Raw genomic sequence first — 12,504 nt, 5'->3', positions numbered from 1 at the left:
ATTCGCCATCGGATCTGCGCGATCGCCCAGCGCGGCGATGCGCGCCCCTCCCCACGCTCACGACCCCACCTCCACCTCGATCGCCCTCCCCTCGCAAAAGATGCTTGTCACGCTTCTTTCGAGCGACTGACCCGAAAGACCGGGCACGTCGAGGACGGACGGAAGCTCGTAGCGCACATCGTACGAGAGCGCCAGCCGGATCGTCCGCTGTTCGATGGAACCGTCCTCGGCGCCGCCCCGGTCCTGCCGCGTCTGGCGCTCCCACCGCACCCGCTCCACATGCAGGGAATCCGGCCGCAGCTGAGAAGACGCGCCGACGATCTCCTCCTCCACGAACGCCTCCTTGTCCGTCGCGCGCTCGAAGCCCCCCACGTCGAACTGTCGGCAAGCGCGCGTTATCTCCGAGGAGAGCTGGTTCGCGACGAGCGTCATGCCGCCCAGCTGCACCGTCGCGAACACGACGAGCATAAGCAGCGGCACCGCCACCGCGAACTGCACGACCTCGCTTCCCTGCTCGGCATCATTCACCACGATCCTCCTTCGACCGTCTCGTCGATCGTCCCCACAGCCGCCGCCTCGTACGAGAATCCGGCTTCGCCCTCGCCGGAGGCGGTCGCCGCAAGCGCGCCCACCGACGTAAGATACGTCCCTTTCAATCGGAGGGCGACGCGAACGGGACGGCACGCCGTCTGCGACGGCCGCTCCAAGAACGATCCCGTCTCCGCATCGAAGAGACGATGCGCGTAACGCTCCCTCTGAACCTCGCCCACCTGCACGGACACCTCAAGCGTCAAGCCGTCGCCAGACAGCGCGGGCGCCTCGAGCAACACCGCGTCACGCAGCGCATCCGACGTCGCCCCCTCCGCTCCCTCCGAACAGACCGCCCTGCACGCCGCATAGGCCGCATCTTCGAGGGCCATGCCCAGAAACACCGCCCGCCCCAGATCGACCGCGGCGCAGAAAAACGCGAGGAGGATCGGCAGCGCCAACACGAACGAGACGACGCTGCCGCCGCGCTCGGAAAGGCTTCGGCCCTTCGCCTGCACCGCCATCTCCTAGGCCGCGCCGGATGTGACCTTCGAGAACATGTCCGTGATCGCGGTGCCCGCGTCCGTGATGGCCTCCTGGATGTTCCCCTGCAGCGCAAGGAGGGCGGCCCCCAGGCCCACGGCGAACCCCAGCACGATGACCGTTTGCACGATCTCGGAGCCACCCTCCTCCTCGCCGCGCAGCAGAAACGCTCGCACGGCACCTGCTGCCGCCATGATCTTCGCATTCGCATTCGTCATTGCTTGCTCCTTTCGTCGGACCGACCATCCAGATCGGCTTTTCCGTTTCGTCAGTTTGCCCGTCCCGCCTCGTTTGCCATCGGCCCCGCCCTTACCCCAGCGCCGCAACCGGAAGCCACGCAGCCAGAAACGGCGCCATGGGGATGCCGTCTTTCGCCGTCAACTTCCCGGCAGCCATGCCCGCCAAAGAGACGACCGCCGCAAGCGCATAGCATGCGAGCATCCCGCAAGGTGCGGCGAGGCCGCTCGCGAGCGAGAGCGCCGCCATGCAGCGCATGTCCCCGCGTCCGACAGGGGGCACCCCGCCGCGTCCGAACGCTCGGTTCGCAAGCGCGCAGACTGCGACGACAAGCGTCCCGAACGCCGCTCCCGCAACGAGCGCCGTCGCGCCGCCCATGAGCGCTTGCACCGCGATGCCGGCCAAAGCGATGGCAAGGCACGCCTCGATCGGGATGATCCGCGCCCGCATATCGCATGCAACGGCGGCGGCCATCGCCACCCCGCATAGGGCGAAGGCGACCGTCGCCGCCCAAGGCAGCCCCGAGGCGGCAAGCGCCGAGAACCACAAAGCGCAGCCGAGCGCGCACGCGCCGCGACGCAACGGCGTCGGATCGAAGGAGCGCCGCTCTCTTTGCGCCGCCTCGTCGCGCACGGCGAGCGAAACATTGACGCTGCACCCAGCCTCCGCGAGGGCGGCGGCACGCTCCCGCGCAAGAGAGCCCTCGCGCGCCGCCGCGAGCGCGTCATCGCGCCAGACGGCGAGCACACCCTCCTCTCCTCCCGCTCCCGCGCACGGCTCGCGCGCCCGATGCTCGCGCTTGAACGTCGTGTAAGCCTCACAGCTCTCCCACCACCACGACGCCGTTCGCGCATGCGAGCGCCCGAGCAGCTTGTCGGCAAGCGGCGGGACGACGAACCACCCGACAACGCCGCCCGCCGCGAACCCCGCTGCGGCCGCCGCGAGCGCGGCCGTCACGACGCCTCCTTCGCCGCAACCGGTTCGCAGCCGGAGACGAGCGCTTCCCGCGCATGCGCGCCCCGCGCGGCCAACCGGCACGCCCCATCCGAGGCGCGCGGCGAAGCCCGCACGCCCGACGCGCATGCCCGCCCCCTCTCATCCTCCAAGGCCGCAGCGACCCTCGAACCCGTCGCGGCAAACGCCCTCCCCGCATCCACTCCACCGGTCTTCAAGATGAGGGAAAGCCCCCTCGCTCCGTCCTTCTCAACGTTGCCGTCCAACCCTCCTTCGATGATCGCCCCCTCGGGAAACTCGAAGCGCACGACCCACTCCGCACCGTCTGTACAACCTCTCGTCGGCAGCCGAAGCCCTCCTCCGGACGCCGCGGAAACCTGCGGCGCGGGCGCTTCCGCATCTGCCGGGGAAGCCTCGGCCTCCTTGGCGAACGGGCAGGGCCCGGATCGCAAAGTAGCCCCGCCCCGAAGCTGCTCCATGAGGCCGAGGATGAGAGCGGACAACTCGCTCGCACCAGCCCCCGCGAGGGCAGACGATGCCGGAGAGGCCGTCGGAAGGACCGAGGGCGAATCCGAAGTCGAAGGAACCTCGGGAACCGCAAGGCCGCGCCCCGAAGACGGAGCCGACGAGCTCGCTTGGAACGTCGCGCTAGAAGCCGACGTCGAAGAAACCGCAGGAGCGGGAGCCGCCCCCGATGACGGGAAATCCACGAACGTGCGAGAGGTTCCAGGAGGCGCAGAGCCGCCCCCGGGAACGTCTGCCGGGAAGATCGCTTTCGCAGATGCGCCCTTCGACGCCGACGCGGATGCCTCCGGACCCGTCATCGGCGCCCGCAAAACAGCCGCCTCCAGTCCCTTTGCGGAATCCGCCCTTGCGAACGCCCCCTCTGGCATAGCCCGCGCAACGCCCGCCGCATCCCCCGGGCAAACCGTCTGCCGATCGGGGGAAACGGCATTCGCAGGGAAAGCCGGCGGCACATCGTCCTTCATGGACGGCTGGGGACTCGCTGGAGAAGCCGCCGCCGACGGCATCGCGGCAGAAGGCGTCGCCGACAGACCCATCCTCCCCGAAACCGACCCCGACGTCCTCGCGAAAGCCGACGAGGCGGGGATCGCAGACGAAGCCGCCGCAGCAGCCGAGGTCGAAGGTGCCGTCTCGACAGCGGCCATCGCAGAAGCCGCTCCCTCCGCAGCGATCGCCCCGCCCTCTGCCGCAGGAGACGCACCCCTGGTCGAGCCCGGTTTCGGTATCGCCGCACGAGGGGTATTCAGCTCCGCGGCGGCGAAGCGATGCAGGCACCCGAAGCACACCTCGGCGTCGTCGAAAGCGCGCGCATGGCAAACGGGACAGGTCTTCATCGCGCTCCCCCTTTCACGGGCACCACGCCCATACGATCCCCCGGCTCGAACCAAGGCGTCGAGCACGACGAGAAGCGCTCGACCACCGCCGCCGCGCCCCTGTGGCGAAGCCGCCTGAAAGGCCCCACGTCGCGATAGGCCGCCAGCACGCACCCCGTCCCATCGACGAACGCGACGTCGATGCGGCGCCCCATCCCGACCGTATGGACATCGGCGCACGGGAGCAGCAACAGCGCCCCTTCGTCGGGACGCGAAAGCAGAAGGCCCCGCATCCGCTTCGCCAGGCTCGTCGCCAATCCGAGCGCCGCCGGCCCTTCGCGCACGTCGCCGACGGAAGGCGCTTCGCGGCGTTTGACCGGTTTGCGCGCCTTGTTGGCGGCGCGTTCGCGCCCCGCCTTCGTCCTCGTTCCTTTCGCCGCGACTCCCTTCGGCGCGGCCTCGATCGTCAAAGCCTTGCCCTCCATCTCTGTCTTTTTAACCATGATCAGCCCTTTCCGTCCAATTGCCCGTCGTAGTGCACCACCATGCTCGCGTCCTTTCCGACCTGAACGCCTGAGACGAACAGCCACCGGTACGTCCCGTCGCGCTTGACGAACGTGCCGCACGCCGGCATGCCGCTCTCCACCTGCGTCCAGCCCTTCCCTTCCAGCTCTTCAGCCGCCTCCTCGAACGCCACGGCGACCTCGCCCTGCGTCGTGAACCCGACAACGGGCGCCGACGCGTCTGCCCGCACGTCCTCGCGACCCTCGAGCGCAAGCGCCTCGTCCTCGAACCCCTCCGGGGCAGGATCGCCCCCGTCCTCGGACGTCGCCTCGGCCGCGCCGTCCCACAAGGCCGGATCGGCCGCCTCCCTCAGCACGTCCGATCCGGCGACCCCTCCGAACCAGGAGGCGCACGAAGCCGCGACGGCGGTCGAGCCGAGGGCAAGCACCGCGCGCACGACGCGCGCCCGCATCGGCGAAGGCCCTGCCCGCATCGGCGCGCGCGGCCTCATACGAGCACCCCTGGCTTATAGCAGTCCACCACGAAAGCCGTGCGGTGGGAGAGCGACGGCAGCGACACGCCGAACACCGACTGCTTCAGGCCCAAGCCGAACAGCGTGGGCGCAAGCTCGAGCGTCCCCTCGAACTCCACATGCCCGCCCTCCGTGCCGCGCACCGCAACGCTCACCTGCTCGAACGGCTTGTCGAACGCTTCGGACAGCGTCGCATGCACCTGCGCTCTGCTCTGCTCGGCTCCCTGCCCGTAAGCGGGCGAGGCCGCATGGACACGCACCGCATCGCGAAACGCGTTGTCGAACGCTCCGCACTCCGAGAAGAACAGCAGCGCGTTCACGGCCACCACCGCCACGGCGATCAGCACGGGAAACGCCGCCGCGAGCTCGACGGTCATCTGCCCCGCCTCGCCGCCCGAAGCCGCGCCGCCCCTTCTTTGATGAAGCCTCACTCCCATACCCTCGCCCCCGTCACCTGCGCGCACACCGTCCTCAAACCGTCTGCGATCCGCTCGATCACATCGACCGCCATGCCTTTCGCCGCCTCGGGCAGCGCGAACTCGATGGGCACGGCAGGGCCGCTGTCGCCGAACACGCGCACCTCGGCGATCACGATGCTCCCCGACGCCGCGTCGATGCCCTCGACAAGCCCTCCTTCGACCAATCCCACGATGGACTGGAACACGTCGTTCGACGCGAAGGGGCTCTCCATCGCCCCGCGCTTGAGCGACAAGAGCTGCGCGGCGAACGCGCCGTCGTCGGCCGAAGCCACATGGGCCGAGTTCACAAGCGCCGGCTTCAGCGCATCGAGGTTGGCCGGCTCAAGCCCCACGGCAGAGACGACCTCGCTGAGCGCACCTGCCGCCCACGAGCCGAGCCCGCTCGCCCCCGCCAGGGGAAGGCCGTCGAGCGCCGAGGACACGGCCCCGTCGAGCGCCTTCTGCCCTTCGGCGTACGCTCCGAGAACGCCCGACCAGCAGTCGAGCACGATGCCGAGCGCCCCCACGGCCGCGCCGCCGTCGTCGCGAAGGCCGTCGAGCAGAGACGACACCACCGACGCCCCCTCTCCCGCAGGATCCGCCACGAGCGTGGCGGCAGACACGGCGGCCTGCGCCCCGAGCGCGCCCGCAGGTTGGACGAACGGCCCCGGCCACGCCGATTCCGAAGCTCCCGTGCACGCCGCCAGCACGACCACGCCGAGAGCGCCCGGAGGCCGCGCGTCGATGCGCATCCCCGCGACCGACCCCAAGGCATCGCCCAAGCGGTCGAACAGGCCGCCCGCGCGCTCGCGCACCTCGTTCGCAAGCGGATCGAGCTCGGCGCGCGCCCGCTCGTAGTCCTCGGCCGCTTCGGCCACCTTCTCGTAGTGGTACTCGAACCCGTTGTCGATCGAGGTGGACGCGGCGGCCACCTTGCCCATGCTGGCAGCGGAGAACCCGCATGCCGGGCACGTGATGTACGACCCCGCCTCCATCTGCTCGATGGAGCCGAACCGCACAGCGCCCGCAGCCTCGGGACACCCCTCCCAAGCGTGCATGACCGTTCCGTCGGCTCCTTCCGTCACCGGATAGACGGCCTCGGTGTAGAGCCCTGTCGCGCGCATCTCCTCGGTGTTCTTCGGCAGATGCGGGAAGAACGCCTCGAACGATCCCTCGCTCTCGCGCACGTACCCGCGTTCCACCTCCTGAGCCGCGTACGCGTAGAACCGTTCGCGCAGCTTCGAGCGCGCCCGCTCCTCCACCGAATCGTTTTCCGAGCGCTCTGCGGCGAGGCGATGAGGATAGTAGGCCTTCGCCCGTTCGAGGGCGACGGCGAACGACCAGGTGTCGACGCTACGGTACAGCGGATTGTCCGCGCCCTCCATGCCCGCGAGCGACCGGGCGCGCTCGTACATGCAGTACGAGGGATTCGCCCCGCAATCGCGCTCGAAACCGCGCAGCTTCGCCTCGTTCGCGCGCTCGGCCGCCTCCTCGGCCCGCTTCGCCGCCTCGGAGATGCCCTCCGCTTCGCCATCGACCTCGTCCTGAAGCGCCTCGGTCGCGGCATCGGCACCGACGACGATCTCCTGCCCCTCGTCGGGAGCGAGCACCGCAAGCGCCAGATAGCTCGACGAGCCGCCTCCGTCCGCAGTCGCCACCGACGCCGCGTTCGCCGCCGACAGAAACGGCAAAGCCCGCTGAAGCCGGTTCAAACCCGACGCCGCCTTCTCCGCGAACGAATCGCGGGCACGCGCCACGCTTCGCCCAGCCGAAAGCAGCGCCTCCGAAGCCGGCGCGGTGACGGGCGTGCACAGCGCCGCCACGCCCAAACCAGTTGCCGCCAAGCTGGTCAGCGACAGCGACAGCACCGCCGCGTCGCACACCTTCACGACGATCATGAACTCGGCCACCACGTTCTGGGCCGCGAGCGCCGCCGCGTCTGCCACGTTCTGCACCTTGGAAGCCGCCGCGTTCAACCGGTACACCTGCCCTGCCGAGAACACGAGCGACAGCGTGATGAGCAGGGCGAGCACCACGCCCACTGAGGTGAACCCCTCTTCGTCGCGAAACAGATCCCGCTTCATTCCATCCACGCTCCCACCCATCCGGACGGGTCGCCGCCCGCCGATGACGAATCGATCCATTCAGGCTGTGTGCGCTGCCTCGCCTCCACCTCGATGCGGAAGTTTCCGCGCTCGTTCAGGATGCCGAGCAGCGCCCCGCCCGCGCCGATCAGCGGAAGCGGACGCGCCTCGTTCACGATGGAGACGCGCACCTCGTCCGACCCCTCGTCGCCTTCGAGGCGCACCTCCCACGAGCAGCCGCCCTCGTGCACGTGAAAGCACGAAACCGGCGGCACCGCGCCCAAACGGCGGCGCACGAACGCCTCGCAGCTCTCGGCCATGTCGCCCGCCGCATCCGTCTTCGTCGCGAGCAGCCGGCATGCCTCCGACGCCGCCGCGTTCATGACGAGGCGGTCGTAGAGGAGGATGCCCGGCTGCATGAGCAAAAGCAGCGCCACGAGCAGCACGGGTATCAGAAACGCCGCCTCCACCGTGGCCTGCCCGCTCTCCTGCGCCCTCGCCTTCACAGCATCCCCCTTCCTCGAACTCGACGCGCTCTCGCGCGATCAATACAAAAATACGTCGGCGACCGACCCCGGCGCGGCCAGCTGCACGTGATGCGACGCGGACAGCAGCGCATGCTCCACGAACAAGCCGCTTTCGAGGCAGCGCCACAGCATCCCGAAGGCCGCGAGCATCCCGAGAAACGCAGCCGTCACCACGGCGAACTCCACCGTGCCCTGCCCGCGCTCCCCATCTCGGACGCCGAATGCGCCCACGATGCGACCAAGCGCCCGCCGGCGCGCGACACCTGCGCCGCCGCGCGCGCCAACGACAGCGCGCCCGACGCGCACGCCAACCCCCGAAGGCCCGCTCGCGCCGTGCGGCGGGAGCGCGCACCCGCCACCCGACGCTCGTCTGCCGCCCGTCGAGCGTCTGCCGCCCGATGCTCGCGCGCCGCCGCGCGACATCGGCGTCACAGGCTGTTGATGCCCTCCGCGATGGCATCCCACAGCTCCTGCAGCTTCGGACGGAACACGGTGATCGCGATGATGGCGATCACCACCAGAACTCCCACGAGGATGGCGTACTCCGTCGTCCCCTGGCCGTCCTCCCGCCGAAGCGCCCGTCCCACGCGGCACGTCGCCTTCGCCAACCATCCCCGATACGCATCCATGTGAACTCCCTTCCATCGTCAGAACCCTTCCATCAACTCGAGCAGAACCGGCCCCAGCACCAAGAGCAGCATCGCGGGCAGGATGAGCGCACCCGTGGGCACCATCATCTTGACCGGCGCCTTCGCCACCCGTTCCTCGACGTGCGCCCGGTGCGCGGCGCGCGCCTCCGCGGCCGAAGCCTCGAGGCCCTCCGCGAGCGACGAGCCGAATCGCAGCGAGCGCACCGCGCTCTCCACCACCCGCGCGAGCAAAGGCGAGTCGTAGGAGGCCGCCAGAGAGCGCAAAGCCTCCTCGCGCGTGGCCAAGCCCGACGACCATGCGCGCACCGCCCGTGCGCACTCCTGCGCGAAGCCCGTTTCGAAGTGCCCGGCGTACAGCCCGAAACTGCGGTCGAAGGACATCCCGCTGCGCAGGCCGAGCGCCACCACCTCGAGCATTTCCGACAAGTCGCGCTCCAGACCCACCGCGCGAAGACGCTCGCGGCGACGCACGGCCTTGGGTATGGACAAGACGCCCCAGATCGCGCCAGTCAACGCACCGACCAGGCACAATTCGTTCGACAGCGCCGCACCAACAACCGCCCCCGCCGCTGCGCACGCCGCGCCCAGCCGCACGGACGCGTCAGCGAGCCCGAGGGCCGATACCTCCTTCGCGCATCCCGCCCTCCTCCCGTGCTCTCCAAGCCAAGCCTCCACCCGCGCAATCGGCAGCCGCCGAGCGACGGAGGCGCGCGAAACCCCGAGCTCGATCTTGCGCGTGGCCTCTGCCGCCAAGCGCACCAGGCGCTCGTCAAGCCCCTCGGCCGCATTCCCCTCGTCCGCACCCGCCGCCCGCCGCAAGGCCCTGCGCCTTGCCGCGTCAAGGGCCCTTTCCCGCCACGACGTTCCCAAGCATGCCCCCGCGATGCCCGCCGAAACCGCCGCCATCGCCGCAAGCGCTCCCTCTGCCGCCGCCATCACCCCACCTCCACGGCCAGCATGCGCCGCACGGCGAGCACGCCCGCCGCCTGCATGCCCAAGGCCAGCGCAAGCAAGGCCAAACCCGTCGCGCTCGAGAAGAACGGCTCGAGGAAATCCTCGCTCACCAACGAGAACACTGCGATGAGCGCAAACGGCATGACGCTCACGATGCGCGCGGACAGCTTCGCTTGCGCCGTCTGCACGCGCAGAGAGCACCGCAACTCCATCTCGCCCTCCACGGATTCGCGCGCCGCGTCGAGCACTTGGGCCAAGCTGCCCCCTGCCTCGTGCTGCACGTCCAAGGCCACCGCCACGAACGAAAGCTCCGGCACCGTCGCCCCCTCGCGAAGCGCCCCCAGCGCCTCGGCGGCGCCGTGGCCCGTCTGCAAGCGGTGCGCGGCGCGGCCGAACAAGGTGCCGAGCGGCCCCGGCGCCTCATCAGCCACCTGCTGCAACGTTTGAAGCAGCGAGAACCCCGACCGAAAGCACACCCCCATCGAGCGCAACGCCTCGGGAACGGCGTCGCGCAGCGCGTCGCGGCGGCGCTCCTCAAGCGCCCTGAGGCGCACGACGGCGACCGCGCACGCGCACGCCGCCACGGCGACGCCGCCCGCCGGAGAGGCCGTCACGAACCCTGCGGCCACCGCGACCAGCAGAACTGCCGCCGAGAACGCGGACGCGAGCGACGTTTCGGATGCGGCCAGACCGCGTCCGCGCATCTCCCGCACCGCCTCGCGCGCGAGCTTCGCGCAGCGAGGAGAGCGCATGAGCAGCCGCGCAAGCGGCATGGTGCAGCCCACGCCGTCGCGCAGCCTTCGGGACAGCCATCCCATGTGTGCCGAGCCCAGGCCGCGCGCTCGTCCTGACGCCCTCCGCGCGCCGCGCAGCGCCGAGGTCGCCGCAAGCGCACCGCATCCGAACGCCGCGAGCGCGCCGAGCGCCGTCATGCCGCCAAGCAGCACGCGCGTCTCCATGCGGCCACCTCCTCCCCGCTCGCCACCCGCAACGCGGGCAGCTCGTCGATCCAGCACGGCGCCGCGCGCCACCGCCCCTCGGCTTCCGAACGCTCGCGCCGGTACAGCGTCCGCACCTGGCAAGCGCGCCGCCCTCGGTCGTAGGACAGCTCGGCCACCTCCGAAACGAACCGCGCCCCGTCGAGGGAGCGCGCCGTCTGCACGACGGCATCGAAGGCGCTCGCGACGTTCGATTCGATCACGTCCACCGGCAAATCGGCCGCATAGCGCACCATCGTCGTCAAACGCGACACCACGTCGGACGGCGAGTTCGCGTGCAGCGTGGTCAGCGAGCCGTCGTGGCCCGTGTTCATGGCCTGCAGCATGTCGAGGGCCTCCGCGCCGCGGCACTCCCCCACCACGATGCGGTCGGGGCGCATGCGCAGCGCGTTGATGACGAGGTCGCGTATGGTCACCTCGCCCGTGCCCTCGACGCTGCGCGGACGCGCTTCGAGGCGCACGACATGCGGATGCTCGAGAAAGCGCAGCTCGGCCGAATCCTCGATCGTCACGATACGCTCGTCGCGCGGCAGCACGCACGACAAGGCGTTGAGCAACGTGGTCTTCCCGCTGCCGGTGCCGCCCGACACGGCGATGCTCTTCCGCGCACGCACCGCCCATGTCAGGCAGCTTCCCACGGTCGCCCCGAACGAACCGGTCTCCATCATGTCCCCGAGCGTCATCACGCGCGAGGCGAACTTGCGGATGGTGAGCACCGGGCCGTCCACTGCGAGCGGCGGGATGATCACGTGCACGCGATGGCCCTGGGGTAGGCGCGCGTTCGCCATGGGCGACGCCTCGTCCACGCGCCGGCCGAGCGGCCCGAGCATGCGGTCGATGAGCGCTCTCAGCTGCGCCTCGTCCGAGAATCTCGCTTCGGAACGGAACAGGCGGCCCTCCCGCTCGAAGAACACGTCGTGCGGGCCGTTCACCATGATCTCGGTGACCGCGTCGTCGGCGAGAAGCCCTTCGAGAGGGCCGAACCCCAGCACCGCGTCCACCAGCTCGTCTGCAAGCCGCTGCCGCTCCTCGCGCGGCACCGTCGACCATGCGACGTCTTCGAACACCTGACGGCACGCGCTTTTCAGCTCGCTGCGCGCACGATTCGGATTCGCCGCCATCATGACGGCGATGTCGTCTGCCGACACGAGCGTCAGAACCTGCGCCTTCAACGCTTCGAGGTCGCACGAAGGCCCTTGGAGCACTCCCAAAGCCCCCGCTTCGCCCGCCGCGCGCACCCGGCCCATCAAAGACATGGCTCCCCCTTCCTGCGCCGACGAGGCCTCCCCGGCCCTTCCAACCTGCCTGGTCGCCGAAGGCGCAATCCTCCCCGACGACGCCTCGCCGCATCATCGGGCGCTTCGAGCCCGGCCGCATCCGGCAGCACCTCGCGCAAAAGCCGCTCGATGCTCGCGCATAAAGGGTTGCGCGCGTCCACCAGCTCGAAAGGCGCGCCCGCCCCAAGCAGCTCCTCCACGTCGCGGCCGCCGTCGGCAAGCTCGAACACATGCGCGCCGCCGAGCGCGCACGACACGTCGATGGAGGTGAACGCCGCCCCCTTCGCGCAGCGGTTCACCGCATAGGAGAACGGCCCCGTGGCGATGCCGCAGCGCGCGCACAAATCGAGCGCATGGCGGCACGCGCGCAAAGACGACGCGCGCTGATCGACGAGGAACAGCGCCTTGGAGCTGCGTTCGAGCAAGACCGCATGCTGCTCGGCCCACGCCGCCCCCGTGTTCGCCACGATCATGTCGAACCGCTCCGACAGCCTGCCGAGCAGCTCGGGCGCCTGGGCCGCGATGCTCTCGGCGTCTTCAAGATGCCGAGGGGCGGCAAGGAGGGCCGGTGCGCGGCCATCGGCCCGCAAGGCATCGATGCGCGCGGGCACGGCCAGCACGTCATCGATCGTCAGGGGGTCTGCCGCGCCCAACATCTCCGCCATGTTGCCGAACTGCAGGTCGAAATCGAGCAGCAGCGTCGAGAGCCCCATGGCGTGCGCGAGAAGCGCCAGCAAAGCCGACACCGTGCTCTTCCCCGCGCCGCCGCTTCCGCTGACCACCGGCATGAGGAAGGTCGACCTTTCGCTTTGCGCGGCAACCGCCAAAGCGCGTGGCGCGGCCGCGGGCGACGCGGACGGCGCAACGGCTTTCGCAGACGGCGCCGTCGCAACCGCTCGCACGGCATCCGCACCTGCGGCC

Annotated in this window: 16 protein-coding genes; all 16 read right to left on the bottom strand. The window is 70.1% G+C overall.

The window, feature by feature from the left end:
• Window positions 1-57 precede the first annotated feature (57 nt).
• On the bottom strand, window positions 58-531 hold the full coding sequence (locus tag C2L80_RS06865; protein ID WP_239938790.1) for a TadE family protein: 474 nt from the start codon (window positions 529-531) through the stop codon (window positions 58-60).
• Window positions 525-1,046 (bottom strand): TadE/TadG family type IV pilus assembly protein, encoded by a 522-nt coding sequence (locus C2L80_RS06860; RefSeq protein WP_087197363.1) that lies wholly within the window; start codon window positions 1,044-1,046, stop codon window positions 525-527. The genes C2L80_RS06865 and C2L80_RS06860 overlap by 7 nt, the downstream gene beginning before the upstream one ends.
• A 9-nt stretch (window positions 1,047-1,055) precedes the next feature.
• Entirely contained in the window at window positions 1,056-1,289 is a 234-nt protein-coding gene (locus tag C2L80_RS06855) for a hypothetical protein (protein ID WP_087197329.1), read from the bottom strand.
• A gap of 91 nt (window positions 1,290-1,380) precedes the next feature.
• Window positions 1,381-2,265 (bottom strand): A24 family peptidase, encoded by an 885-nt coding sequence (locus tag C2L80_RS06850; RefSeq protein WP_087197327.1) that lies wholly within the window; start codon window positions 2,263-2,265, stop codon window positions 1,381-1,383.
• Entirely contained in the window at window positions 2,262-2,570 is a 309-nt protein-coding gene (locus C2L80_RS14040) for a hypothetical protein (protein WP_129589914.1), read from the bottom strand. The genes C2L80_RS06850 and C2L80_RS14040 overlap by 4 nt, the downstream gene beginning before the upstream one ends.
• A gap of 1,046 nt (window positions 2,571-3,616) precedes the next feature.
• Entirely contained in the window at window positions 3,617-4,102 is a 486-nt protein-coding gene (locus tag C2L80_RS14315; protein ID WP_239938786.1) for a DUF192 domain-containing protein, read from the bottom strand.
• 2 nt (window positions 4,103-4,104) lie between these two features.
• On the bottom strand, window positions 4,105-4,575 hold the full coding sequence (locus C2L80_RS06835) for a hypothetical protein (RefSeq protein WP_239938784.1): 471 nt from the start codon (window positions 4,573-4,575) through the stop codon (window positions 4,105-4,107).
• Window positions 4,576-4,610: 35 nt separating this feature from the next.
• Window positions 4,611-5,066: a hypothetical protein gene (locus C2L80_RS06830; protein ID WP_224759271.1), complete on the bottom strand. Its 456-nt coding sequence runs from the start codon at window positions 5,064-5,066 to the stop codon at window positions 4,611-4,613.
• A complete protein-coding gene (locus C2L80_RS06825; RefSeq protein ID WP_087197321.1) occupies window positions 5,063-7,177 on the bottom strand; it encodes a molybdenum cofactor biosynthesis enzyme in 2,115 nt (704 codons plus the stop codon). Before C2L80_RS06825 ends, C2L80_RS06830 begins: the two co-directional genes overlap by 4 nt.
• Complete coding sequence (locus C2L80_RS06820) at window positions 7,174-7,683, bottom strand: TadE/TadG family type IV pilus assembly protein (RefSeq protein WP_087197319.1); 510 nt, start codon at window positions 7,681-7,683, stop codon at window positions 7,174-7,176. Before C2L80_RS06820 ends, C2L80_RS06825 begins: the two co-directional genes overlap by 4 nt.
• A gap of 39 nt (window positions 7,684-7,722) precedes the next feature.
• A complete protein-coding gene (locus C2L80_RS06815; protein WP_224759270.1) occupies window positions 7,723-8,010 on the bottom strand; it encodes a hypothetical protein in 288 nt (95 codons plus the stop codon).
• 122 nt (window positions 8,011-8,132) lie between these two features.
• Window positions 8,133-8,333: a Flp family type IVb pilin gene (locus tag C2L80_RS06810; RefSeq protein ID WP_087197317.1), complete on the bottom strand. Its 201-nt coding sequence runs from the start codon at window positions 8,331-8,333 to the stop codon at window positions 8,133-8,135.
• 18 nt (window positions 8,334-8,351) lie between these two features.
• A complete protein-coding gene (locus tag C2L80_RS06805; protein ID WP_087197314.1) occupies window positions 8,352-9,290 on the bottom strand; it encodes a type II secretion system F family protein in 939 nt (312 codons plus the stop codon).
• Entirely contained in the window at window positions 9,290-10,267 is a 978-nt protein-coding gene (locus C2L80_RS06800; RefSeq protein ID WP_103262905.1) for a type II secretion system F family protein, read from the bottom strand. Before C2L80_RS06800 ends, C2L80_RS06805 begins: the two co-directional genes overlap by 1 nt.
• Window positions 10,237-11,562, bottom strand: coding sequence for a TadA family conjugal transfer-associated ATPase (locus tag C2L80_RS06795; protein WP_239938782.1), 1,326 nt, complete (start codon window positions 11,560-11,562; stop codon window positions 10,237-10,239). The genes C2L80_RS06800 and C2L80_RS06795 overlap by 31 nt, the downstream gene beginning before the upstream one ends.
• Window positions 11,553-12,504: CpaE/TadZ family protein (locus C2L80_RS06790; protein WP_103262904.1), on the bottom strand; the 952-nt coding region annotated here is incomplete at its 5' end. The genes C2L80_RS06795 and C2L80_RS06790, both read right to left, overlap by 10 nt.

The organism is Rubneribacter badeniensis (assembly GCF_002899695.1).
Taxonomy (GTDB): Bacteria; Actinomycetota; Coriobacteriia; order Coriobacteriales; family Eggerthellaceae; genus Rubneribacter; species Rubneribacter badeniensis.
The sequence above is the reverse complement of the archived record's forward strand: the minus strand, read 5'-3'. Positions and strand labels throughout refer to the sequence as shown.

Excerpts from the sequence above, each read along its gene's own strand:
- C2L80_RS06855 (WP_087197329.1), bottom strand. The coding sequence starts at position 1,289 with ATGACGAATGCGAATGCGAAGATCATGGCGGCAGCAGGTGCCGTGCGA.
- C2L80_RS14315 (WP_239938786.1), bottom strand. The coding sequence starts at position 4,102 with ATGGTTAAAAAGACAGAGATGGAGGGCAAGGCTTTGACGATCGAGGCC.
- C2L80_RS06835 (WP_239938784.1), bottom strand. The coding sequence starts at position 4,575 with ATGCGGGCGCGCGTCGTGCGCGCGGTGCTTGCCCTCGGCTCGACCGCC.
- C2L80_RS06825 (WP_087197321.1), bottom strand. The coding sequence starts at position 7,177 with ATGAAGCGGGATCTGTTTCGCGACGAAGAGGGGTTCACCTCAGTGGGC.
- C2L80_RS06810 (WP_087197317.1), bottom strand. The coding sequence starts at position 8,333 with ATGGATGCGTATCGGGGATGGTTGGCGAAGGCGACGTGCCGCGTGGGA.
- C2L80_RS06805 (WP_087197314.1), bottom strand. The coding sequence starts at position 9,290 with ATGGCGGCGGCAGAGGGAGCGCTTGCGGCGATGGCGGCGGTTTCGGCG.
- C2L80_RS06800 (WP_103262905.1), bottom strand. The coding sequence starts at position 10,267 with ATGGAGACGCGCGTGCTGCTTGGCGGCATGACGGCGCTCGGCGCGCTC.
- C2L80_RS06795 (WP_239938782.1), bottom strand. The coding sequence starts at position 11,562 with ATGTCTTTGATGGGCCGGGTGCGCGCGGCGGGCGAAGCGGGGGCTTTG.